Below are 22,252 nucleotides of genomic sequence, written 5' to 3'. Positions count from 1 at the left end.
CAGAGCAAGAGTTTGCTGAAGATGCATTTGTTTGGCGCAAGTTAACCATTCGTTAAAGAATTGCTCCAAAATTGAATTAACCCGAGTCAAACTGCCCCTAGCAATGGCTTACGGGCCGCAGGTGCTTCCATTGTGTTGCATTTTATGAAAATAGCGGCCAATTGACGTTAGGGTAATGAAAATGAAAACCTTTTTCGGGACAGGTTCCGGGTCAGAATTTGGAAAGATCGTCGCAATGGATCGCTTTGACAGTGGGCGCAGCCTATCGCCGATCCGCCAGGCCGAGGCGTATTGGACCGCATTGTTGAGCGGCGACAGCGTACCGATGCGGTCTCAAATCGACCCGCGCGGGCTAGAGAATATTCTTGAAAATACTTTTATCCTTGAACGTATAGCACCCGGGCTGGCCCGATTTCGTCTGGCAGGCAGCCATCTGAACACACTTGCGGGCATGGAAGTCCGGGGGATGCCTTTGACCGCATTCTTTCAACCCGATGCCCGAGCGCAAACCAAGGATATTCTGGAACAGGTTTTTGCGTCCCCAGCTGTTGCCGAACTGGGTCTGATCTCGGGTGGCGTGTTGGGGCGTACGAGGATGCAGGCCCGGATGATCCTTCTGCCGCTGAAAAGTGACCTGGGGGATGTCAGTCGTCTTTTGGGGGTCATGATCGCCGATGGCGCAATCGGCAAGACACCGCGCCGGTTTTTACTATCTGATACACGGATCAAACCGGTTTCCGAAATTCAGGTACCCGCGCCCACTCCGCGCCGTCCTGTGGAAGGTTTTGCCGAGGAACAACGCGAATTCAAACGCTCTGCCGGCCACCTTCACCTGGTGGTATCACGCGACGATTGAAACCCGTAAGATTGCGGTGAACAAAAAAAACAGCGGACCGATGGCCCGCTGTTGTCAGTGTTAAAGTTGCGCTTAGCTTACCGCGCGTTTGGCGCCGTTGCGGCGCAGGTTGGTCAGTTCTTCCGCCACCAGGAATGCAAGTTCCAGCGACTGCGATGCGTTCAAACGCGGATCGCAGGCGGTGTGGTAGCGATCAGACAGGTCTTCTTCGGTCACAGCGCGTACACCACCGGTGCATTCGGTCACATCAAGACCGGTCATCTCGAAATGCACACCGCCGGGGATGGTGCCCTCGGCCTGATGCACACCAAAGAAGTCACGCACCTCGCGCAGAACTGAATCAAACGGGCGGGTTTTGTAACCCGTGGCCGATTTGATCGTGTTGCCATGCATCGGATCGCAGACCCAGGTGACCTTTGCCCCTTCTTCCTTCACGGCCTTGACCAGACGTGGCAGATGCTCACCAGCCTTGCCCGCTCCGAACCGAGCAATCAGGGTCAGACGCCCCTCTTCGTTGTCGGGGTTCAGCTTGGACATCAGAACCTTGAGGTCCTCGGCCGTGGTGGTCGGGCCGCATTTCAGACCGATCGGGTTCAGAACTCCGCGGCAGAATTCGACATGCGCGCCATCAGGCTGGCGCGTACGGTCGCCGATCCAGATCATGTGACCTGAACCCGCCAGCCAGTTGCCCGAGGTCGAATCCAGGCGCGTCAGTGCCTCTTCATACTCCAGCAACAGACCTTCGTGGCTGGTGTAGAATTCAACAGTCGAGAATTCATGCGTTGTTTCCGCAGTAATACCAGCCGCTTCCATGAAGTCGATGGTGTCTTGAATACGGTCCGCCACCTCGGAATACTTCTGAACGTCCTGTTCATCCGCAAAACCCAGCGTCCAGGCGTGCACGCGGCTCATATCCGCGAATCCACCGGTTGAGAAAGCGCGCAGCAAGTTCAGCGTCGCCGCCGCTTGCGTGTAGGCCTGCAACATCCTGTTGGGATTCGGAATCCTGGCTTCCGGCGTGAAGGCCAATTCGTTGATGATGTCCCCGCGGTAGCTGGGCAGTTCAACGCCATCCACAACCTCGGTCGGGGCGCTGCGCGGCTTGGCAAATTGTCCGGCCATACGACCAACTTTGACCACTGGCACCTTGGCACCATAGGTCAGAACCATTGCCATCTGCAGCATCACCTTAAAGGTATCGCGAATTGCATCTGCGCTGAATTGTTCAAAGCTTTCAGCGCAATCCCCGCCTTGCAAAAGGAAGGCTTCGCCGCGTCCGGCGGCACCCAGATGTTGCTTGAGACGCCGCGCCTCACCGGCAAAGACCAGCGGGGGATACTGTGAAAGCTGAGCCTCGACCTTGGCCAGCGCGGCCGCGTCGGTATACTCTGGCATCTGAACCCGGGGCTTGCTGCGCCAGTTCGATTTTTGCCATTCGGTCATAGCTTTGATCTCCGCTGAAGTTTTCAGGTGGTCTCTATACAAAATGCAAGGAAGAGTGACCATATCCCATTTGCGCCTCTTGACGACGTAAACAAGCTTTGATCATGGTGGCTGTCAAATCAGCAGCTGGATGATCGTCCGTCCGGCCGCGAAGTAAGGACATCTAGCCATGCAAGAGCAACGCCAAGTTGTCACGGTGGAAGACACTGCGGCTCCACCTCGGAATTTCGTTTTTGTCCTCTTGGACAAATTCTCTCTTCTGTCCTTTGCTTCGGCGCTTGACAGTCTGCGCATCGCCAACCGCATGGCGAACAGGCAGCTATATACCTGGAGGTTGCTGGGAGAAGGCGGTGAAACGGTAACCTGCTCGGCCGGGACCGAGTTCAGTCTGGACAGTGATCTGGTAGAGCTGCAGCGCGACGACGTTGTTCTGATCTGCGGTGGCGTAGACGTTCAGGCGGCCACCAGCAGACGCGTGCTGAACTGGCTGCGGCGCGAAGCCCGAAGGGGCTTGCGGATCGGTGGCCTCTGCACTGCGGCCTATACTCTGGCAAAGGCCGGGCTGCTGGATAGCAAGAAGGCGACGATCCATTGGGAGAATTCTGACAGTTTCATAGAGGAATTTGATGAAGTAGAACTGACCAAAGCCGTCTTTCAGATCGATGGCAATCGTATGACGACTGCGGGCGGCACCTCTTCGATTGACCTTATGCTCAAGCTGATTGCGGATGACTATGGCGAGGATCTGGCCAACGCGGTAGCGGATCAGATGATCTATTCCTCGATCCGAACCGATCAGGACACGCAGCGCCTGTCAACTCCGACCCGAATCGGTGTCCGGCATCCGAAGTTGAGCCAGGTTATCCTGATGATGGAAAAGAACATCGAAGAGCCGATCTCGCCCTCGATTCTGGCCAAGGACGTAGGTATGTCGACCCGCCAGCTGGAGCGTCTGTTCCGCCGGTATCTCAGCCGTTCCCCCAAGCGCTATTACATGGAATTGCGGCTGCACAAGGCGCGAAACCTGCTGATGCAGACCGACATGAGTGTCATCAACGTGGCGCTGGCCTGTGGGTTCGCCTCACCTAGCCATTTTTCGAAATGCTACCGGGCGCATTACAACACCACGCCCTATCGCGAGCGTGGTGCGCAAAGTGGAAGATTGTCAGTCTAAGGTTCAGCGTCAAAGCTCTTTGACGAAATAGTGCAAGTACGGTCGGAGCATGGGCTGATCTTTGTAGGTTGTTGTCTTGATCGGAGAGTCCAGTTCAACAAACCCGAGTTTGGGATACAAAGACCGCATTTCCACATTTGGGGTGAGTGTATCTGCGATTAACCGCTTCAGCCCCATAGCTCTGGCGGCTTGTTCTCGTGCTTGAATCAATGCGCGCCCCACTCCAGTGCCCCGAGCATCTTCAGTTACAAATACACGTTTCAACTCGCCGGTATACTGATCAAATCGTTTCATCATTCCACACCCCACTATTTTGCCATCGCGGTTTCTTGCGACGATCAGGCATCCGTTCGGAGGCATATAGTCATCCGTGTTCGCCCAGAATTCCTCAAGTGCGCTTTGCGGTGCGGAAGGATCCAATTCGAACCCCATACCCTGCATTCTTTGAGCAATAAGAGCATAATATTGCTCCAAAATCACATTCAGCTCGGTTCTTGGCGGGATACTTGTGCACAATTCAATGTCGAAATCACTCATTGATATCCTCTTAACCGTGTAACCTGTTGGACAGACTGACTGCGGCGATGGAAACGCGCAAACGGAATTGTAAAGTCTGCTGGCATGCTTCGTATGTCACTGTTTGACAGACATCCTGTAAACCGCGCCCTGCCCGACTGAGATGAACCAGATCGCCCCATCCGGGGCCTGCACGATGTCGCGGACCCGTTCGGTCTCGGGGCCCTTGATCTGCTCGACCTCGCGCAGCGGGTCTCCGGACAGCCGAGCGATATAGTCGAATTTCAGCGAACCCACGAAAATGTCGCCCCGCCATTCAGGAAACATTTCGCCCGAATAGACCATCAAGCCCGACGGCGCGATCGACGGGTCCCAGTACAGGCGCGGCTGTTCCATACCGGGCTTGCTGGTGCCCTCGCCGATCTTTTTTCCGGAATAATGTGTGCCGTACGAGATGACCGGCCAGCCGTAATTGGCGCCGGGTTTGACAAGGTTCACCTCGTCGCCGCCGCGCGCACCGTGTTCCGACACCCACAACCTACCGCGCGCGTCCAGATCGGCCCCCTGTGGGTTGCGATGCCCATAGGTCCAGATTTCAGGTCGGATATCTGCCTGTCCGACGAAAGGATTGTCTGATGGCACCGAGCCGTCACGGTTGATACGGATCACGGACCCGATGGGGTTCGAACGATCCTGCGCCTGCGGCCCATCCCCTCGATCTCCAATGGTTACAAAAAGCGTGCCGTCCTTCGCTTCTACTACGCGTGAGCCGAAGTGCCGCCCGCCTGATCCGCCGGGGGAAGCCTCGAAAATGAAACGTAGATTTGTCAGGCTCGTGCCGTTCTCGGACAGGCGCGCAACGGCGACAGCTGTGCCCGCGTCACCATTTTGCGGTTTTGAAAAGGTCAGAAAAACCTCGCGGCTTTGATTGAAATCGCGCGGGATCGTGACGTCCAGCAATCCGCCCTGCCCTGAAGCTGCGACCTTGGGAGCGCCGGATACGGCGTTCGCCTCTCCGTCCTGAACATAAAACAATTTTCCGTCCCGTTCGGTGACAAAAAAACTTCCGTCAGGCAGGATACCGACGGCCCAGGGCGTATCCAGCCCGCCTGCCATTTCGGTTATCTCAATACTCCCGACCGAGGTCGACAATGCCTGTGCCAAGGCACTTTCGGTGCAAAATGTGACGAACAGAATCGCAGCGGCTCTGAGCATGTTGAACCTTCCCCGGACAATCTAAGGCAAACCCTAACAAAACAGATAGATTTCCAATCGATAAAAACACGATTGCGTTAGGACTTTTCTTTTCCGGGTAGCTTGCCTAGGTTCGTGACCAGAACGAACACGTTCACAATAGGGAGTAACCATATGAAAAAGCTGCTTACAGCAACTGCAGCATCCGCCTTGCTGGCCGGACCTGCGCTGGCCGAAGACATCACGCTGGGCGTTTTGTTCGGATTCACCGGCCCAATTGAATCGCTGGCACCTGCAATGGGTTCTGGCGCCGAGTTGGCAATTTCGGAAGTCACCGAATCCGGAAAACTGCTGGATGGATCCAAAGTGTCCGCATCGCGCGCTGACACCGGCTGCATTGATAACGGTCTGGCCACTTCGAACGGCGAACGCATGATTGCGGACGGTGTTGCCGGCATCATCGGCGGCGATTGCTCGGGCGTGACCGGTGCGATCCTTCAGAATGTCGCGATTCCGAATGGCATGGTCATGATCTCGCCCTCGGCGACGTCTCCCGGTCTGTCGACCATGGAAGACAACGGCCTGTTCTTCCGGACCGCGCCGTCAGATGCGCGCGAAGGTCAAGTGATGGCAGATATCCTGAAAGATCGCGGCATCAACTCGATCGCTCTGACCTACACGAACAACGACTACGGCAAGGGTCTGGCGGATGCGATCCAGTCCTCTTACGAGGCGGCGGGCGGTGAAGTGACCATCGTTGCAGCGCACGAGGACGGCAAAGCCGACTACTCGGCCGAAGTCGGTGCTCTGGCCTCGGCCGGTGGCGACATTCTGGTTGTTGCGGGCTATCTGGATCAGGGCGGCCTGGGCATCATCCAGTCGGCGCTGGACAGCGGTGCATTTGACACCTTCGGTCTGCCCGGCGGCATGATCGGTGACTCGCTGCCGACCAATGTCGGCCCCGACCTGAATGGTTCGTTCGGCCAGATCGCCGGTTCGGGCGGTGAAGGCGCCGAGAAGTATTTCGCCATGGCCGAAGCGGCAGGGTTTGACGGTTCGTCGCCCTATTCACCCGAGTCCTATGACGCTGCGGCTCTGTTCATGCTGGCCATGCAGGCTGCTGGATCGACCAATCCGGCCGACTATGGTGGCAAGATCATGGACGTCGCCAACGCCCCGGGCGAAAAAATCTATCCCGGCGAACTGGCCAAGGGTCTGGAATTGCTGGCAAACGGTCAGGACATCGACTATGTCGGTGCGTCCGGTGTTGAACTGATCGGCCCCGGCGAAAGCGCTGGTTCCTATCGTGAGATCGAAGTGACCGACGGTGAAAACAAGACCGTCAACTTCCGTTGATTGATCGTCAAAGGCTATGAATGAAAGCAGCCCGGGCCTTGTGTCCGGGCTGTTTCAATGAAAAAAGACCGCACCCGATAAACGGGGTCGAAACAACAGCGCCGGACAGGCGGCAAGGGGAAAAGATGATCGTCGTCGAGGACGTGCACAAGCATTTCGGCGGATTTCATGCGGTGGACGGGGCATCGCTGGAAATCCAGAAAGGGTCGATCACCGGCCTGATCGGGCCCAACGGGGCAGGAAAAACCACTCTGTTCAATGTGATCGCAGGTGTTCTGCCGCCGACCAGCGGCAAGGTGGTGATGGACGGCGAGGATATCACTGGCCTGCCCCCTCATGAACTGTTCCATAAGGGTCTGTTGCGCACGTTTCAGATTGCACATGAATTCCCGTCGATGTCCTGCCGTGAAAACCTGATGATGGTGCCTGGCGCGCAATCAGGCGAGTCGCTCTGGAACACGTGGTTCGGCCGCAAACGCATCGCTGACGAAGAACGCGCGCTGAAGGCCAAGGCCGATGAGGTGCTGGAGTTTCTGACGATCGAACATCTGGCCGATCACAAGGCAGGTCAGGTTTCCGGCGGTCAGAAGAAACTGCTTGAACTGGGCCGCACCATGATGGTGGACGCCAAGATCGTGTTTCTGGACGAGGTCGGCGCGGGTGTGAACCGCACCCTGTTGATGACCATTGCCGATACCATTCTGCGCTTGAACAAAGAGCGGGGCTATACCTTCGTCGTCATTGAGCACGACATGGATTTCATCGGCAAGATCTGCGATCCGGTCATCTGTATGGCCGAAGGCAAGGTTCTGGCCGAAGGTACTTTGGATGAGATCAAGGCCAATGAGCACGTGATCGAGGCCTATCTGGGCACCGGCCTGAAGAACAAAGACAAGCTGGAGGCCGGGGCATGAGTGACAACCCCTATCAGGATGACAAGGGCAACAAGGACGCCTCGATTACCAATCCGCACGGTGTCGGCACCATGACCCCGGCCCATCGCAAAAGTGGTGCGACGCATAAGGTCGAGGGCGGCCCTTTTCTGATCGGCGACACCATGACGGGTGGCTACGGCAAAGGGCCGGACATCCTGCATGATTGCACTATCGCCGTGGACAAGGGTGAAATTGCAGTCATCGTCGGCCCCAACGGTGCCGGCAAGTCGACGGCGATGAAAGCTGTGTTCGGGATGCTGGATGTCCGTTCAGGGTCTGTGCGTCTGGACGGAGAGGACATCACCAACCTCTCCCCGCAGGACCGTGTAATCCGTGGCATGGGATTTGTGCCGCAAACACAGAACATATTCACTTCGATGACGGTGGAAGAGAACCTTGAAATGGGTGCCTTCATCCGCCGCGACGACATCAGCCAGACGATGGAGCAGGTCTATGACCTCTTCCCGATCCTCCGCGACAAGCGCAATCAGGCCGCCGGAGAGCTGTCAGGCGGACAACGCCAACAGGTCGCAGTGGGCCGCGCGCTGATGACCCAGCCCAAGGTGCTGATGCTGGACGAGCCGACTGCGGGCGTTTCGCCGATCGTGATGGATGAACTGTTCGACCGGATCATCGAGGTGTCCCGCACCGGCCTGCCGATCCTGATGGTCGAACAGAACGCCCGCCAGGCTTTGGAGATTGCCGACAAGGGATACGTTCTGGTTCAGGGGCGCAATGCCTATACCGGCACGGGCAAGGAACTGCTGGCCGATCCGGAGGTTCGGAAGAGTTTCTTGGGGGGGTGAGGATGGTTAAACTCGCCGCAGCATCAATTTTTCTCGCAATCGCATCAACTACCGCTCTGGCATATTCGGGACCGCAAAGTCTCTACTTGGAGTTGGAATGCACGATCTTTGAAAAATGCGACCACCAATTTCTGTGCAAAAAGACCAATGAATCAACCAGTATAACCTACACTTTTCTGGTTTATGATTTAGAAGACATCGACCCAATCGATAGACAAGCGCTATCTTTTCTTGATTGGCAAGAAGAAACGGTTGAGGTGGACTTCATTAATCCGAAAGCGGGCAAACTTCCTCTCCCCGTTTGGTACGCCGCAGATTTGGAGTACGCGCCCGAAGTTACCTTTCGTTTGCAAGATTGGTTGGCTGGAGCGCAGTCCTCCCCATACGGCATAAGTTGGTTTGCCTTTGTTGTTACAAGCGACTTGTACGAGGTTGGTAATAGCAGAGCCAATTCAGACAGGAGGGATGATCTGCCGTTTGAAGTTTCCGTCTACAGGAAACTTAACGGAAAATACGCCATCCAAAACCTAAACTGTGACTCCGGTTGGTATTAGATATGGACTTCCTCAACGCCATTGTGGCGCTTTCCAACATCATCCTTGTTCCCGGAGTTTTCTGAAGTCGATTAAATACTTTATCCGAAGTTACCCGAAATTTCCCTACCATCCTAAGATTTCCACGCGTCGGCTGCAATCCGGTCACATTGTGCGTTTAGCGCCGGTCGCTGTGAAGGAAACGGTTTCCCGGTCAAACAAATCAAGTTCCGTGAAATCAAGCGAACCTTCTGAATAAAAACTCTGTTCAGGACCCAAAAATGAAAAAATGGATGTGTGTGGCCATTGCCACCTTGTGCGCGACCGCCGCAACTGCGGAAGAACGTCACTTTGTCTGCGTGTCGGACCGCGACGGCAGTGAAGTGCGCCTAAATCGGGCACCGGAAGGAGACAAAGGCAACATCGAAACTGCAAGTGTTTCTGGCGACGCGATGGTGTTCAAAGGCGTTGGCAACATGACGTTTGTCCATATTGAAGGCGAAGATGTCATGACCTTTGTCGTGCATTATGACGACATGTCCTTTGACCTCTCGATCAAGGGTCCCCACGCGGGAACCGATCACGGCACCTGCACCGAGACGGACGCCTGAACCCCCTTCGGACCATCTCGACCACGCACCGGAATTGGCCGGTGCGTGACTGAGCCAGACTACAACTGAAAAGTCTGGCCTGCTTCCGTGTTCCCCGTGGATATTTTTCGCAACCAGCAGAAAAATATGACGCAAAACCGCGCGGGAAACATTGTGCCTGCGCGGACCGTCATGCCATAAGACCGCACCCGGACAGTGAGAAGAAATAATGGATCTACTCAACGCGCTTGTTGCGCTTGCGAATTTTGTGTTGGTGCCTGCGGTCGCTTATGGCAGCCAACTGGCGTTGGGCGCGCTTGGCGTGACCCTGATCTACGGAATCCTGCGGTTTTCGAACTTTGCCCATGGCGACACCATGGCCTTTGGCGCGATGATCGCCGTGCTTGTCACATGGGCGTTGCAGGCCGCCGGGATCAGCTTTGGACCGTTGCCGACCGCCCTGCTCGCCCTGCCCTTTGCCATCCTGGGCTGTATCGTGCTGGTGCTGATCACCGATAGGCTGGTCTACAAGTTCTACCGTGAACAGAAGGCGAAGCCCGTTATTCTGGTGATCGTTTCAATGGGTGTGATGTTCATCATGAACGGCCTTGTCCGGTTTATCATCGGGCCGGACGACCAAAGGTTTTCGGACGGTGCTCGGTTCATTGTGTCGGCGCGCGATTTCAAGGCGATGACCGGTCTGCGCGAGGGGCTGGCCATCAAGACGTCGCAAGGTATCACGGTGATCGTGGCCGTTGTTGCCGTGGCGCTGCTGTTCTGGTTTCTCAACAAAACGCGCACTGGCAAGTCAATGCGGGCCTATTCGGACAACGAGGATCTGGCGCTGCTGTCAGGCATCAACCCGGAACGTGTGGTGATGATCACATGGATTATCGTGGCCGCGCTGGCGACGACTGCTGGTGTTCTCTATGGGCTGGACAAGAGCTTCAAACCCTTCGTGTATTTCCAACTTCTGCTTCCGATTTTTGCCTCGGCCATCGTGGGTGGTTTGGGGAACCCACTGGGCGCCATTGCAGGCGGGTTTATCATCGCGTTTTCAGAAGTGACAATCACGTACGCCTGGAAGAAAGTCCTGACCTATCTTGCGCCTGAAAACCTTGAACCGTCAGGTTTGGTGCAACTTCTCTCGACCGATTACAAATTCGCCGTCAGCTTTGTCATCCTGCTGATAGTGCTTCTGTTCAAGCCCACGGGCCTTTTCAAGGGGAAAGCAGTATGACCGACGCTGTCAAAAATACGCTGCTCTTCGCAATTGTCGGCGGCTTGATCCTGTTGACCGGCTTTACGCAAAGCTGGAACACCGCGATCCTGATCCTGAATATGGGGCTGATTTCCGCAATCATGGCGATCGGTGTAAACCTGCAATGGGGATTTGCTGGTCTGTTCAACGTGGGCGTCATGGGCTTTGTCGCGCTGGGCGGACTGGCCGTTGTTCTGGTCTCGACACCACCCACCCCCGGTGCGTGGACTGCGGGCGGCTATGGAATCGTTCTGGCTTTGCTGCTGGGTGCCGCAACAGTGGTGGCGGCTGTTCTGGTGGCAACGAGAATACCGAAAGGTCGAGTGCAAACCCTCACCATCATCGCAGTTCTGGTCGTCGGCTTTTTCGTCTATCGCGCGGTTTTCGACCCCAGCATTTCAGCGGTCGAGGCAATCGACCCGGCGATTTCCGGCAATATCGGCGGTCTTAACCTACCTGTTCTGCTGGCCTGGCCCGCGGGCGGTTTGCTGGCGGCGGGCGCTGCGTGGCTGATCGGTAAAACGGCGCTGGGTCTTCGTTCGGATTATCTGGCGATTGCCACTTTGGGTATCGCGGAAATCATCATTGCAGTCATGAAAAACGAAGACTGGCTGGCCCGGGGCGTCAAGAATGTCTATGGCATCCCACGCCCGTCCCCGGTAGTGGGCTACGAAGTGGACTTGCAGAATGACCCGGCCTTTCTTGCCCAGGCGAAATGGTTCGGGTTGGATCCCGTTACCGCGTCAACGCTAACGGTCAAACTCGGTTATTCTCTGCTGTTCATGATTGTACTTCTGGTGCTGCTCTGGATGGCTCAGATGGCGCTGAAAAGCCCGTGGGGCCGCATGATGCGCGCAATCCGTGACAATGAAGTGGCGGCCGAGGCCATGGGCAAGGATGTTACCCGTCGCCATCTGCAAATCTTCGTGCTCGGGTCAGCGGTTTGCGGTATTGCGGGTGCAATGATGACCACGCTGGACGGCCAGTTGACGCCAAGCGCTTACCAACCGCTGCGCTTTACCTTTCTGGTCTGGGTGATGGTGATCGTTGGTGGATCCGGCAACAATTTCGGGGCTGTTCTAGGCGCATTCCTGATCTGGTTCCTGTGGGTTCAAGTGGAACCGATCGGGTTGTGGCTGATGAATGTCATTACCGCAGGCATGCCGGATGGAAGCGCATTGAAAACCCACCTGTTGGACAGCGCCGCACATATGCGTCTGTTTACGATGGGCCTGATCCTGTTGATTGTTCTCAGATTCAGTCCAAGAGGGCTGATCCCCGAGAAATAGGCCACTTCCACCTTCAATAGGCGAAACCGTGCCTTTCATCCGGCACGGTTTCTTGATTCTTAACAATTTTCTGAATAAACGGACCCACCGCAGTGTTTTCTTTTTTGCGGTATGTTGCCGGCGCTCACACCCGTCTACGCCGATCTGTAACGATCATTCACACTTGTTGAAAAGAGTTAGAAATGAAAGCACCACGCCTCAAGACACTTGTTCTGTTTCCGGTTATTGCCGTTGCAACAGCCGCCTGTATTCCCACTCCAGAAGAACTGGAGACGACACCTGTCAAGGTCCAGACACCCAAAGGTGTCGTAACCTGTCAGTTGTACCGCCAAGATCGGGTGACCTGGGATCGTGCAATTGATTACCCGGCCACAAAAATGTCTGTTCCCGAAGCGGATGCCTATTGCCGTCAGGAAGGTCAGCGCCGCTTGAAATAAACATTGCGGCGCCCGCGATGGGCGCCGTTCCGTCATTTATTTCGGAACAAACCGCCAAGAATACCGCGCACGATACGACGTCCGGTCGTTCCCTTCAGTTCCTTGATTACCGCGTCGGTCATCGCCGATGCAAAGGTATCTTTGCGGCGTTGCACCCGGGAAGAGGACCTGCCAACCCGGCTTCCAGAGTATCTGCGTGCCGAAGCATACTCCCGCTCCATCGGTGACTGCGTTTCCAGAACCTCATCGGCCTCTGCCTGTTCAGCGGCCCTGGCGGCTGCCTCTGCCCGGGCTTGCAGGATTTCAAAAGCCGACTTTCGGTCTATTCCCTTGTCATATTTTGCCGCCATCGGGGAGGTACCGAGAATGGTCCGACGCTCGGCATCAGAGATCGGCCCCAACTGAGACCCCGGTGGGCGAATCAGTGTGCGTTCGACGATTCCGGGAACCCCTTTTTTCTGAAGCATCGACGTTACCGCCTCACCGACGCCTACCTCCCGGATTGCGACTTCGGTGTCGAAGGCCGGATTCTCACGATATGTTTCGGCCGCCAGGCGCAGGTTCTTTCGGTCACGCGCCGTGAACGCTCGCAAAGCGTGCTGAACGCGATTGCCCAACTGCCCCAGAATATCCTCGGGTATATCGGCGGGGTTCTGAGTTATGAAATAAACCCCCACCCCTTTGGAACGGATCAACCGGGCAACCTGCTCGACCTTGTCCACCAACACTTTCGGAGCGCCATCAAACAGCAGATGTGCCTCATCAAAAAAGAACACCAGCTTGGGTTTTTCAGGATCACCGACTTCGGGTAGTTCCTCAAACAATTCACTCAGCAGCCACAGCAGGAACGTCGCATACAACCTTGGCGAGGCCATCAGCTTGTCCGAAGCAAGGATGTTCACCATCCCCTGCCCGCTTTCATCGGTACGCATCAAATCGGACAGATCAAGCGCGGGTTCGCCAAACAGCTTTGTTCCGCCCTGATTTTCCAATACCAGCAAACGCCGCTGGATGGCACCGATCGAAGATGTCGAAACATTGCCGTATCGTAATGAAAGCTGGGTCCTGTTCTCTCCGATCCAGACCAACAATGCCTGAAGATCCTTGAGATCCAGAAGCGGCATTCCCTCTTCATCGGCCACCCGGAACGCTATATTCAAAATGCCTTCCTGTGCTTCGCTCAATTCCATCAACCGGGACAGCAGCAAGGGCCCCATTTCGGTTACCGTCGTCCGCACCGGATGGCCCTGTTCACCAAAGAGATCCCAGAACGTAACCGGGCAGGCAGAATAGGAAAAATCGTCAAATCCAATGCGGCCGGCACGGTCCATAAACGCCTGATGCAATTTCTGCGTATCGCTTCCGGGCAAAGCCAGACCCGACAAATCACCTTTGACATCGGACAAAAACACCGGGACCCCGGCTTGGGAAAACCCTTCCGCCAGGATTTGCAAGGTTACAGTCTTACCGGTCCCGGTCGCACCGGCAATCAGCCCGTGGCGGTTCGCATATTTCAGCGCCAGTTCCTGCGGCAGGCCATAGCCTTCGCCACCGCCGCCCAAAAAAATATTATTGCCCATTAACACTGCCTTATATTTCACCGATCCGTCACCAGCATACAAAGTTAACCTTTGACTGCGATAGTCAATTTGCCCTGCGTTTGTTTCCTTCACGTGGGGCAGATTTCCTCCCTGTCGACTGGCCGTGCCTTCGGGCACGGCTTTTTTGTCAGTCCAGGAAAGGTTTTAAAGTTCTGACGGACAGATTAAAATTTGAGGATAGCTGTTGACCCGTCAGCGCCCCTTTCGTAGGGTTTGCGCATAAATAAGTCGGCCAGTCCGACGGGGAGAACCTTTTGGGAAAGAGAGCTGGCAAATACAGCTCTCTTTTTCTGGTTCAGGACAGTTCGGTTTCGATGATCTGGCAACAATCCGTTCACGTTCGGACAAGCTTTTCTGTTAGTGCCTGACACCAGTTCAGAAGAGTGTTAAACGAGGCAAAAAGCTCAATCATCAAATCGAGGCATTCATGACTAAGAAAATCCTCTCGCTTAGTACAGTAGCGGCAGTTCTGCTATGTGGTGCAGTATACGCGCAGGACACAACGACTTCTGAACCGGATGCCGGGCTCGATCTGGGTCAGGAAGGACCGCGCCCCGGAGAACAGTTCGTCAAGGAAGAGTTCGGAGATTGGGACGTGTCCTGCATCAAGGCGCAGGAAGGTGAAGACCCGTGCGCCATCGTTCAGATACTGAAGGGCAATCAAGGTGATCCGATTGCAGAAGTGTCGATCGGGAAACTGCCCGAAGGCGGCGCGGCAGTTGCATGGGCCAACGTGATTGTTCCTTTGGAAACACTGCTGCAAGCACAGCTCGCCCTGTCCATCGATGGTGCGCCCCGCAAGCTGTATAACTATCACCATTGCTTGCCTGTTGGCTGCGTCGCGCAACTGGGCCTGAGCCAGGGCGACATCGAAGCAATGAAATCTGGCACCAAGGCAGTCTTCTCGTTGGTACCGGCCCGATTCCCGGACCAGGTTCTGGAAATGGAAATGTCGTTGTCCGGCTTTACGTCCGGCTTTGATTCCCTGACCGTCAACGGGAACTAAGAGCGCGTTTCGAATACGCCGCCGCATCCTATGCGGCGGCGCTGCGCGGACTAAATCCGCTTCAGCGCTAAAACCGCATTCAGTCCGCCAAAGGCAAACGCATTGCTGAGTGCGACGTCAACTTTGGCTTCCCGAGCTTCGTTCGGCACAACATCAAGCGCGCATTCCGGATCGGGTTCCTCGTATCCGATGGTGGGTGCGATCACACCATCCCGTAGCGCCATGATACAGGCCAACAGCTCCACCGCACCGGTTCCTCCGATCAGATGGCCATGCATGGATTTGGTCGACGATATCATCAGATCGTCGGCATGGGGTCCAAATACATCTGCCACTGCGGCACACTCAGTTTTGTCATTCGCTGCCGTTCCGGTGCCATGCGCGTTGATGTAGCAGACATCGCAGGCATTCAAGCTGGCATCGGCCAAGGCACCTGACATGGCCCGCGAAGCCCCTTGTTTGCTGGGCATCACGATATCGGCCGCGTCTGACGACATAGCGAAACCGACGACTTCGCACATTATCTCGGCGCCCCGGGCACGGGCGTGTTCGTATTCCTCGAAAACAAAGATGCCGGCCCCTTCCCCTTGTACCATCCCGTTGCGGTTGGCACTGAACGGTCGGCACGCATCCTTCGACATCACGCGCAGCCCTTCCCAGGCTTTGACGCCACCGAAACACAACATGGATTCGGACCCGCCTGTGACCATGACCGGTGCAATACCGCTGCGGACCATCTGAAAGGCCTGAGCCATGGCATGGTTCGAAGATGCACAGGCGGTCGACACGGTGAAGCTGGGACCCTTGAGGTTGTGTTCCATGGAAACATGGCTGGCCGCCGCGTTGTTCATGAGTTTGGGAACAACAAAAGGGTGTACCCTGTTCTTGCCATCCTCATAGACCGATCGGTAATTGTCGTCCCAGGTCGACACACCACCACCGGCAGTCCCCAGGACAACACCTGACTTTGCAGCAAGCTCTCCGTGAAACTCGATGCCCGACTGATCTATAGCCTCTTTGGCAGCGGTCAGTGTGAACTGAGTGAACCGGTCATACAGCGACATCTGTTGACGGTTGAACCGCCCTTCGGCCTCAAAGTCACGAACCTGCCCGCCGATCTTGATGGCCAACCGGTCAACGTCCCGGAATTCCAGTTCCGAGATCCCACAGCGACCTTCCCGCATGGCTTCCAGCGTGTCAGGAACCGAATGGCCCAGTGAATTGATCGTACCTGCGCCGGTAATGACAACACGTTTCATGAGCGTCTGTCAGACCTTTTCCGACACGAGCTTTTCGATCCCGGCAATGATCGCAGCAACATTGGAGATATCAAAATCGTTGGCTTCGGGTTCGTTGGCATTGAAAGGAATAGAGATGTCGAACTCTTCCTCAATCGCGAAGATGCTTTCGACCAGACCAAGGCTGTCGATACCCAGATCCTCCAGCGTGCTTTCGGGCGTCACGTCCGATAGCTCCAGCACGGCCTGCTCTGCAATGATTGCGATGACGCGGTCGCTGATGCTCATGTCGATCCCCTGATTTTCAGTTTGACGATGATTTAATCGCTTGGGGTCTGTTTGAAAACAGCCTTTTTCAATGCCTCAACGTCGCGTGCCATGCGGGGCAGTCGCCGCTGCGCCTTGTAGACATCTGTATGAGTCTCCATTTTGATGCCTGGATACCCCATGATTACGCGACCGGCCGGAACATTTGACAGAATCTTTGTGCCCCCACCTGAGATGACGCCATCCCCTATGAAAATATTGTCGACCACTCCGGTCTGCCCGCCCAGAACGACGTTGTTGCCGATCTCAACCGAGCCGGACACGCCCGTCTGACCGCACAACAGACAATCCTGCCCGATGCGGGTGTTGTGCCCGACATGGACCAGATTATCCAGCTTGGAGCCGTTGCCGATACGCGTGTTGCGGATGGTTCCATTGTCGACGGTGCAATTGGAGCCAACTTCCACATCGTCCCCGATCTCGACCGCACCCAAAGAGTGGATGCGAAGCCAGTTTTGGGCCTTTGCATCACCCTGATCGCCCAACGTTTTGCGGGCGTTCTCAGCGCCGGAGACCTCGGGTGTCACAAAACTGAATCCGTCACCGCCAATCCTTGCTCCAGGTTGCGCAATAAACCGATCCCCGATTTGAGCGCGCGCGCCAATGCTGACCATTTCGCGCAAAAAGGCCCGTTCGCCCAAAACGGCGTCGATACCCACCACACAGTGCGCCCCGATTATCGAGCCCGAACCAATTCGAGCCCGCGCGCCAACAACAGTCAGCGGTCCAATCGCCACATCTGATCCAATTTCAGCCGTTGGATCGATCACTGCGGAAGGGTGAATGCCCGGTTCAACCCCTTGCCCGCGATCCAGCATCGCGGTGATCCCGGCCATTGCCATGCGCGGACGTTTCACGAAAACGGCCGCTCGCAAACCCATGGCCCGCCAGTCCGCACCTTCCCAGAGAACGGCGGCGCGCGCTTCCCCGTTCGAAAGCGCCTCGGCATATTTCGGGGACATGGCCATCGCCAGATCGGTTGGTCCGGCATCGCCCGGTTCGGCCGCCCGCACGATCGTCAGGCCACCATCACCTTGGCACTCGACACCCAAAGCGTCGGCGATTTGCTGAATGGTAAACTGCATCACGGGCTTCCTTTTGGCAGGATTTGCCCTGTGCTTAACCCTGAATGTCCGGCAGGGCCACCCCTGCCTTTTGCAGGGCCTCCCAAGTCTTGCTGTCCCTACCATAGACATCACGGCGATACTGCACGTCGCCTTTTGGTCCGACATAGGCTGTTCGATAAATCAAGTGCACCGGAACTTTTTGTTCCAAATCGACCTTGGTTTCCTTCCCAGTGTTCAGAACGCGATGGAAGAAGGCCTTGGGATCCTCTTCCTGTTTGGCCAGCAATGCATAGGCAAATTCGAAGGGCTGAGCCAGCCGGATGCAGCCGTGCGAGAACGCACGCACCTCACGCGAAAACAGACTTTTCTGAGGCGTATCATGCAGATAAATGTTGTGCTTATTGGGGAACATGAACTTGACCAGCCCCAAAGCATTGCTTTTGCTGGGTGGCTGACGCATCGCAAAAGGAAAGCTCCGAGCAGTGAACTGATTGAAATCAACAGCCCCGCGATTGACCTGCCGCCCCCTGCGGTCAGTAATCTGAATATGACCGACCGCATTGGGATTCGCTTTCAGCTTGGGCAGATATTCCTTGGTGATGATCGAGCGTGGAACATACCAGCTGGGGTTTATCACCATATGCTCCATCACATCCGAGAACTCCGGGCTGCGGCGATCATGCGTGTTCTTGCCGATCACCGCACGGGTTTCAAAGGTGACTTGCCCGTCGTCTACGATCTTTGCCGAAAAATCGGTCTGGTTGACAAGAATATGACGTACGCCGCGATCCCGAGGCAACCAGCGTTCCCGTTCCAGAGCGACATATACAGCCTTGAGCCGATCCGAAGCTGGTCGGTTCACCTCGGTAATCGTACCATTGCCTGCAACGCCATCGGGTTCCAACCCATGCGCGGTTTGAAAAGCTCTAACACCTTCCAGAAGCGCCGCGTCGAAAGACGGGCTGGCCGAGGGCTTCATATAGCCCATTGACACCAACCGATTGCGAAGCTTCACGACATTGGGTCCGGTGTCGCCGTATTCCAACTTGCTTACGGGTACAGTCGCCCCCCAACCGCCCTGATCTATTAAGGTTTGCAGCGTGAGCTTTTGCTTCATCAGGGCCCGGTATTGACGCGTCTGAGGTGCCAGCTGCGCAATATACGCAGTGCCATGTGTGTTTAGTCCGTTCAGATGTTCGGCTGCGCTGAAACGATCCACCGACCGAACAAGCCCGTCGTCGACGCTGCCGGGCCGAACAACACCTGAGTACAATGCGTCAGCGAATTCCACGAAAACCCGACTCAGTTCCGCTTCAACTGCCCCAAGGTCGCGCGTCGAGCGTGCACCTTCCATTTTCTGCAGCAAAGATGATACTGTTGCGTCGGCCTGCGGCAGCCCGTGCAGGTGAGCATTTGACAGTGCCTGGATCAATGCAGCCCGGCGTTGCATATGCTCATTGGTTTCCCCCACCCATATTGGCGAAAACCCGTTTGTCCGATAGAACTCAGCGATCTGCGATGCCTGCGGTGTGTGTTCTGCTATCGCCATTTGAAACGCCATGTTTGGCGCGGATTCAGAAGTGGTGTTTGCCATACTGGCTGTGGCCGCAAAACAAGCGGCAAGCAGGTTACTGGTACTGGTTCGGAAAACAGAAAACATTGGATGGCCTTGGAATCAATAGCTTGGGTAGGTGATACGTGCGTCGAGCAACTATGGATTTTACTGCGAAGGCTTGTCTATTCACAAATTCCTTACCAAATCGCTTCTGCTTTCGCCTGATGCGCGTTTGCATCGGCCCGGTGGCACGGCGTCCACAGCTGCAAAATTTCTGTGCCTAGCTGTGACATTTGCGCAAAAAGCTGCCGAAAATTCCCCCTTGAAAAGGTAACTGTGAAACACTTCTTGGCCGCCGAATCCGATTGTGTCATAAATTTCGCATCTGGGATGGGAAAAAATTAAGACAGTGCACGTAACATCGTGTGCAGGCAGGAACAGTACGGGACGACCAAAATGACCAAGAGCAGTTCCTCGGGCTTGACCCGACGTGCCCTATTGGGTGCGTTTGCAGCAACCGCAGTTGCAGCAGCACCCACATACTCCAATGCAGCAGGCTTTTTGCGCGGTGGCGGCGATATTCGTCGCATACGTATGTATTCCGGTCGCACGGGCGAACGGTTGGACATGATTTATTGGGTCGATGGTAAGTATATCAAGGACGCTGTCAAAGAAGTGCATCACTTCATGCGTGATTGGCGTACAGATCAGGTAAAATCCATCGATTTACGCGCGATTGATATCATGGCGGCATCACACAACCTGCTGGATGTCAGTGAACCTTATATGTTGCTGTCGGGCTATCGTTCTCCACAGACCAACGCCATGCTCCGCTCCAGATCTCGCGGTGTTGCCCGGAAATCGCTTCATATGCAGGGACAAGCAGCAGACTTGCGCCTGGCGTCCCGTTCTGTTTCGCAGATGGCAAAGGCCGCTATGTCATGCAGGGCTGGCGGAGTTGGTCAATACTACGGATCCAATTTCGTGCATATGGACTGCGGTGTCGTGCGCACCTGGCGTGGTTAAGACGCAAGCCTTACGGATTGATTCAATGCACCCGACAACATATGTAACTGGTTGACCGTCATACCAGTTACATACCTGCGTCGCCTCCTCCGCCAACGTCGCCGCCTCCGGATCCGCTGCTGGATGCTGTTTCCGCTGTCGAACTGCTGCTCTCGTGCGTCTTCTCGTCATCGACATGAGAGGTGGCTTTGGAGTCTGATATTTTTTCGCTTTCTGAGTCATCATCACTATCCCAATCCTCGTCAGTAAGTCTGCCGAGGATCAGTGCAATTATTACTCCAAGTACAAGCCAACTTATGACGCTTAGGATTGAAAAACCCGAAATAAAGTAACAGCCCAAAAGCGCTAAAACCAGCACTTTGATTATGAACGTCTTATTTGAAAAGATCACTTGCACGTTCTTTCCTCCATTAAAGCGGACGCGATCCAGCCTCGTCCTGAAAGTGTACATCAAAAACCACGGGTAGAGAGGTCCATGCCGAGGAATAAGCGTCAATGATTGTTCCGCGCATGGTGCAAGACAGGACATGCAAGATAATTGGAGTTGCTCAAGCGACCAAGGAGATCGCGCACCTGAGCGGAGAAAGAACGATCGCCCTGATCGTGACGCTTGCGGACTGGGATCGCAATCTCACGCCACATGACCTTGTTGGTGGAAGGTGCCTCGACGAAGTGTCCGAACAACAATATCAACAACTTAAGTCGCTCAAACACCTTGAGCTTTGCTGAGAGGTGCGAAAGGGATTGTGACCTTGCCCCCGAAATCCCCAGAGCACTATCCTCCACTCACAGACATACGGCTTTAATGGCGCAGCCCGAGACCAAAAGGAAATACCTAATGACCCAGTGTTCTTTGCTTCCAGAGCGCAACGCGCCGTTCATCACGTTGTTCATACTCAGCAATGGCCTGGGTAATATCCCTATCCGTCATTTTCTCTTGCTCTGACCCAAGGTCCGTCATGCGCATAGTGAACCACGCGGTCATCCCACCTGGCGGCAAGGTGGCAAAGCGAGGAAAGGCGCGAGCGTTCTTTCCCGCCCGCCACGTGGTTGGCAGGGACGGATCAATGACAAAACCCCTGGCCAAACCCACTGCATCCACGTCCCCGGAAAGGACCGCGGATTCAGCTTCTTCACGGCGCTTGAACCCTCCCGTAGCCATAAGCGGGACCGATGTCAGTTGACGTGCGGCGCGGGTAAATTCGACAAAGTAAGGACCCTGACTCATGCGCTCCGAACTCGGCGGAGCACCGGGGAAATAGGTGCCTCCGCTGATATCCAAAAGGTCAGCCCCCTTCCCTTCAAGAGCGGCCACGACTACGAGCGCATCTTGTTCTGTCAGACCACCGGCAAGCTGATCCGTCGCGTTCAGCTTTACCGCAACCACAAAATCAGGCGGGACCGCCGCACGAACAGCCTCGACCGTTTCGATGAGCAATCTCATCCGTGCATGTATCGAACCACCATAGGCATCTGTTCGTTGATTGAAGAGCGGGGACAGGAACTGGCTCAGAAGAAACCCGTGTGCGGCATGAATTTGCACACCGCCAAATCCTAAATCCGCTGCACGGCGCGCCGTATTGGCAAAACACGCGGGAACGGTCGCGATTTCGGCACGTGACATGGCTTCACTGCGGAAGTCAGGGAATTCCATCGCACTTGGCCCCTTGGGGGTACTGATTGGCAGATGGGCCAGTGCCCCGGCATGCCCAAGCTGTAACCAAAGCTGCGCGTTGTTTGCCGATCCTCGTCGGGCTAGCTCACGAAATGCCACCATATTGGCGTTGTCATCCAGAACCAGATTTCCGGGCTTTTCTGGGTATCGCGGATCACCCTGGACCTCTCCGACAATCGACGCTGCCAGCCCGCCTTCTGCCCAACGTTCATAAAGTCGAATTTGCGTGGGCGTCGGGTTGCCCTGGCCATCCCCCAGCGAATCCGACATCGCAGATTTGATGATCCGGTTCTTCAGCACTTGGCCGTTCGGCAGGGCCAACGGTGTGAAGAGAGTTGGAGGCGAAGTGGCGTGCAAGGCAGGTCTC

The 22,252-nt window shown here is 55.6% G+C and carries 23 protein-coding genes; 13 read left to right on the top strand and 10 right to left on the bottom strand.

Annotated features, from left to right (window positions below):
* Nucleotides 1-181: 181 nt before the first annotated feature.
* Nucleotides 182-856: a PAS domain-containing protein gene (locus D1823_RS05390; protein WP_117872754.1), complete on the top strand. Its 675-nt coding sequence runs from the start codon at nt 182-184 to the stop codon at nt 854-856.
* A 72-nt stretch (nt 857-928) separates the two neighbouring features.
* Here the strand turns inward: D1823_RS05390 and D1823_RS05385 are convergent, their stop codons facing one another.
* The gene (locus D1823_RS05385) at nt 929-2,299 is read right to left on the bottom strand and encodes a class II 3-deoxy-7-phosphoheptulonate synthase (protein WP_117868953.1); all 1,371 of its coding nucleotides are present in this window, start codon (nt 2,297-2,299) and stop codon (nt 929-931) included.
* Nucleotides 2,300-2,468: 169 nt separating this feature from the next.
* On the opposite strand from D1823_RS05385, the gene D1823_RS05380 reads away from it, so the two are divergent.
* Complete coding sequence (locus tag D1823_RS05380; protein WP_117868952.1) at nt 2,469-3,473, top strand: GlxA family transcriptional regulator; 1,005 nt, start codon at nt 2,469-2,471, stop codon at nt 3,471-3,473.
* Between the two features lie 9 nt (nt 3,474-3,482).
* Here the strand turns inward: D1823_RS05380 and D1823_RS05375 are convergent, their stop codons facing one another.
* Together D1823_RS05375 and D1823_RS05370 are read right to left on the bottom strand one after the other, a co-directional pair.
* Nucleotides 3,483-4,010, bottom strand: a complete 528-nt coding sequence (locus D1823_RS05375; protein ID WP_117868951.1) for a GNAT family N-acetyltransferase — start codon at nt 4,008-4,010, stop codon at nt 3,483-3,485.
* Between the two features lie 96 nt (nt 4,011-4,106).
* Nucleotides 4,107-5,204: a PQQ-dependent sugar dehydrogenase gene (locus D1823_RS05370; protein ID WP_117868950.1), complete on the bottom strand. Its 1,098-nt coding sequence runs from the start codon at nt 5,202-5,204 to the stop codon at nt 4,107-4,109.
* Between the two features lie 153 nt (nt 5,205-5,357).
* Here D1823_RS05370 and D1823_RS05365 point away from each other — a divergent pair, with 153 nt between their 5' ends.
* The 8 genes from D1823_RS05365 to D1823_RS05330 all read left to right on the top strand — a co-directional run bounded on the left by D1823_RS05365 (nt 5,358) and on the right by D1823_RS05330 (nt 12,390).
* A complete protein-coding gene (locus tag D1823_RS05365) occupies nt 5,358-6,539 on the top strand; it encodes an ABC transporter substrate-binding protein (protein ID WP_117868949.1) in 1,182 nt (393 codons plus the stop codon).
* Nucleotides 6,540-6,664: 125 nt separating this feature from the next.
* Complete coding sequence (locus D1823_RS05360; protein ID WP_117872753.1) at nt 6,665-7,453, top strand: ABC transporter ATP-binding protein; 789 nt, start codon at nt 6,665-6,667, stop codon at nt 7,451-7,453.
* A complete protein-coding gene (locus D1823_RS05355) occupies nt 7,450-8,280 on the top strand; it encodes an ABC transporter ATP-binding protein (RefSeq protein WP_117868948.1) in 831 nt (276 codons plus the stop codon). Before D1823_RS05360 ends, D1823_RS05355 begins: the two co-directional genes overlap by 4 nt.
* Before the next feature lie 2 nt (nt 8,281-8,282).
* Complete coding sequence (locus tag D1823_RS05350; protein WP_117868947.1) at nt 8,283-8,834, top strand: hypothetical protein; 552 nt, start codon at nt 8,283-8,285, stop codon at nt 8,832-8,834.
* A 260-nt stretch (nt 8,835-9,094) separates the two neighbouring features.
* Nucleotides 9,095-9,424, top strand: coding sequence for a hypothetical protein (locus D1823_RS05345; protein ID WP_162896774.1), 330 nt, complete (start codon nt 9,095-9,097; stop codon nt 9,422-9,424).
* A 208-nt stretch (nt 9,425-9,632) separates the two neighbouring features.
* Complete coding sequence (locus D1823_RS05340; protein ID WP_117868945.1) at nt 9,633-10,643, top strand: branched-chain amino acid ABC transporter permease; 1,011 nt, start codon at nt 9,633-9,635, stop codon at nt 10,641-10,643.
* On the top strand, nt 10,640-11,953 hold the full coding sequence (locus D1823_RS05335) for a branched-chain amino acid ABC transporter permease (protein WP_117868944.1): 1,314 nt from the start codon (nt 10,640-10,642) through the stop codon (nt 11,951-11,953). The genes D1823_RS05340 and D1823_RS05335 overlap by 4 nt, the downstream gene beginning before the upstream one ends.
* Before the next feature lie 182 nt (nt 11,954-12,135).
* Entirely contained in the window at nt 12,136-12,390 is a 255-nt protein-coding gene (locus tag D1823_RS05330) for a hypothetical protein (RefSeq protein ID WP_117868943.1), read from the top strand.
* Nucleotides 12,391-12,422: 32 nt separating this feature from the next.
* Here the strand turns inward: D1823_RS05330 and D1823_RS05325 are convergent, their stop codons facing one another.
* Nucleotides 12,423-13,970 carry a helicase HerA-like domain-containing protein gene (locus tag D1823_RS05325; protein WP_117868942.1) on the bottom strand — a complete coding sequence of 516 codons (1,548 nt, stop codon included), beginning with the start codon at nt 13,968-13,970 and terminating at the stop codon, nt 12,423-12,425.
* A gap of 448 nt (nt 13,971-14,418) precedes the next feature.
* On the opposite strand from D1823_RS05325, the gene D1823_RS05320 reads away from it, so the two are divergent.
* On the top strand, nt 14,419-14,997 hold the full coding sequence (locus D1823_RS05320) for an invasion associated locus B family protein (RefSeq protein ID WP_117868941.1): 579 nt from the start codon (nt 14,419-14,421) through the stop codon (nt 14,995-14,997).
* Between the two features lie 50 nt (nt 14,998-15,047).
* Here the strand turns inward: D1823_RS05320 and D1823_RS05315 are convergent, their stop codons facing one another.
* The 4 genes from D1823_RS05315 to D1823_RS05300 are packed head-to-tail and all read right to left on the bottom strand — an operon-like array spanning nt 15,048 to nt 19,289.
* Nucleotides 15,048-16,256, bottom strand: coding sequence for a beta-ketoacyl synthase (locus D1823_RS05315; protein WP_117868940.1), 1,209 nt, complete (start codon nt 16,254-16,256; stop codon nt 15,048-15,050).
* A 9-nt stretch (nt 16,257-16,265) separates the two neighbouring features.
* Nucleotides 16,266-16,523 carry an acyl carrier protein gene (locus D1823_RS05310; RefSeq protein WP_117868939.1) on the bottom strand — a complete coding sequence of 86 codons (258 nt, stop codon included), beginning with the start codon at nt 16,521-16,523 and terminating at the stop codon, nt 16,266-16,268.
* 32 nt (nt 16,524-16,555) lie between these two features.
* Nucleotides 16,556-17,647 (bottom strand): UDP-3-O-(3-hydroxymyristoyl)glucosamine N-acyltransferase, encoded by a 1,092-nt coding sequence (gene lpxD, locus D1823_RS05305; RefSeq protein WP_117868938.1) that lies wholly within the window; start codon nt 17,645-17,647, stop codon nt 16,556-16,558.
* Between the two features lie 34 nt (nt 17,648-17,681).
* Nucleotides 17,682-19,289, bottom strand: coding sequence for a murein L,D-transpeptidase (locus D1823_RS05300; protein WP_117868937.1), 1,608 nt, complete (start codon nt 19,287-19,289; stop codon nt 17,682-17,684).
* Nucleotides 19,290-19,640: 351 nt separating this feature from the next.
* Between D1823_RS05300 and D1823_RS05295 the strand changes: the two genes are divergently transcribed.
* Nucleotides 19,641-20,210: a DUF882 domain-containing protein gene (locus D1823_RS05295; protein WP_117868936.1), complete on the top strand. Its 570-nt coding sequence runs from the start codon at nt 19,641-19,643 to the stop codon at nt 20,208-20,210.
* A gap of 67 nt (nt 20,211-20,277) precedes the next feature.
* Here D1823_RS05295 and D1823_RS05290 read toward each other — a convergent pair whose 3' ends face one another.
* Nucleotides 20,278-20,706: a hypothetical protein gene (locus tag D1823_RS05290; protein ID WP_117868935.1), complete on the bottom strand. Its 429-nt coding sequence runs from the start codon at nt 20,704-20,706 to the stop codon at nt 20,278-20,280.
* Here D1823_RS05290 and D1823_RS05285 point away from each other — a divergent pair.
* Entirely contained in the window at nt 20,706-20,939 is a 234-nt protein-coding gene (locus D1823_RS05285) for a hypothetical protein (protein ID WP_117868934.1), read from the top strand. The genes D1823_RS05290 and D1823_RS05285 overlap by 1 nt on opposite strands.
* 106 nt (nt 20,940-21,045) lie before the next feature.
* Here D1823_RS05285 and D1823_RS05280 read toward each other — a convergent pair whose 3' ends face one another.
* On the bottom strand, nt 21,046-22,242 hold the full coding sequence (locus tag D1823_RS05280; protein WP_117868933.1) for an NADH:flavin oxidoreductase/NADH oxidase family protein: 1,197 nt from the start codon (nt 22,240-22,242) through the stop codon (nt 21,046-21,048).
* Between the last annotated feature and the right edge of the window lie 10 nt (nt 22,243-22,252).

Source organism: Ruegeria sp. AD91A, assembly GCF_003443535.1.
Lineage (GTDB): Bacteria > Pseudomonadota > Alphaproteobacteria > Rhodobacterales > Rhodobacteraceae > Ruegeria.
Note: the sequence above shows the minus strand (reverse complement) of the source record. Positions and strands in the feature narration are given on the sequence as shown.

What these genes read in the sequence shown, in the direction of transcription:
- D1823_RS05390 (WP_117872754.1), top strand. Translation starts at nt 182, where the DNA reads ATGAAAACCTTTTTCGGGACAGGTTCCGGGTCAGAATTTGGAAAGATC.
- D1823_RS05385 (WP_117868953.1), bottom strand. Translation starts at nt 2,299, where the DNA reads ATGACCGAATGGCAAAAATCGAACTGGCGCAGCAAGCCCCGGGTTCAG.
- D1823_RS05380 (WP_117868952.1), top strand. Translation starts at nt 2,469, where the DNA reads ATGCAAGAGCAACGCCAAGTTGTCACGGTGGAAGACACTGCGGCTCCA.
- D1823_RS05375 (WP_117868951.1), bottom strand. Translation starts at nt 4,010, where the DNA reads ATGAGTGATTTCGACATTGAATTGTGCACAAGTATCCCGCCAAGAACC.
- D1823_RS05370 (WP_117868950.1), bottom strand. Translation starts at nt 5,204, where the DNA reads ATGCTCAGAGCCGCTGCGATTCTGTTCGTCACATTTTGCACCGAAAGT.
- D1823_RS05365 (WP_117868949.1), top strand. Translation starts at nt 5,358, where the DNA reads ATGAAAAAGCTGCTTACAGCAACTGCAGCATCCGCCTTGCTGGCCGGA.
- D1823_RS05360 (WP_117872753.1), top strand. Translation starts at nt 6,665, where the DNA reads ATGATCGTCGTCGAGGACGTGCACAAGCATTTCGGCGGATTTCATGCG.
- D1823_RS05355 (WP_117868948.1), top strand. Translation starts at nt 7,450, where the DNA reads ATGAGTGACAACCCCTATCAGGATGACAAGGGCAACAAGGACGCCTCG.
- D1823_RS05350 (WP_117868947.1), top strand. Translation starts at nt 8,283, where the DNA reads ATGGTTAAACTCGCCGCAGCATCAATTTTTCTCGCAATCGCATCAACT.
- D1823_RS05345 (WP_162896774.1), top strand. Translation starts at nt 9,095, where the DNA reads ATGAAAAAATGGATGTGTGTGGCCATTGCCACCTTGTGCGCGACCGCC.
- D1823_RS05340 (WP_117868945.1), top strand. Translation starts at nt 9,633, where the DNA reads ATGGATCTACTCAACGCGCTTGTTGCGCTTGCGAATTTTGTGTTGGTG.
- D1823_RS05335 (WP_117868944.1), top strand. Translation starts at nt 10,640, where the DNA reads ATGACCGACGCTGTCAAAAATACGCTGCTCTTCGCAATTGTCGGCGGC.
- D1823_RS05330 (WP_117868943.1), top strand. Translation starts at nt 12,136, where the DNA reads ATGAAAGCACCACGCCTCAAGACACTTGTTCTGTTTCCGGTTATTGCC.
- D1823_RS05325 (WP_117868942.1), bottom strand. Translation starts at nt 13,970, where the DNA reads ATGGGCAATAATATTTTTTTGGGCGGCGGTGGCGAAGGCTATGGCCTG.
- D1823_RS05320 (WP_117868941.1), top strand. Translation starts at nt 14,419, where the DNA reads ATGACTAAGAAAATCCTCTCGCTTAGTACAGTAGCGGCAGTTCTGCTA.
- D1823_RS05315 (WP_117868940.1), bottom strand. Translation starts at nt 16,256, where the DNA reads ATGAAACGTGTTGTCATTACCGGCGCAGGTACGATCAATTCACTGGGC.
- D1823_RS05310 (WP_117868939.1), bottom strand. Translation starts at nt 16,523, where the DNA reads ATGAGCATCAGCGACCGCGTCATCGCAATCATTGCAGAGCAGGCCGTG.
- lpxD (WP_117868938.1), bottom strand. Translation starts at nt 17,647, where the DNA reads ATGCAGTTTACCATTCAGCAAATCGCCGACGCTTTGGGTGTCGAGTGC.
- D1823_RS05300 (WP_117868937.1), bottom strand. Translation starts at nt 19,289, where the DNA reads ATGTTTTCTGTTTTCCGAACCAGTACCAGTAACCTGCTTGCCGCTTGT.
- D1823_RS05295 (WP_117868936.1), top strand. Translation starts at nt 19,641, where the DNA reads ATGACCAAGAGCAGTTCCTCGGGCTTGACCCGACGTGCCCTATTGGGT.
- D1823_RS05285 (WP_117868934.1), top strand. Translation starts at nt 20,706, where the DNA reads ATGATTGTTCCGCGCATGGTGCAAGACAGGACATGCAAGATAATTGGA.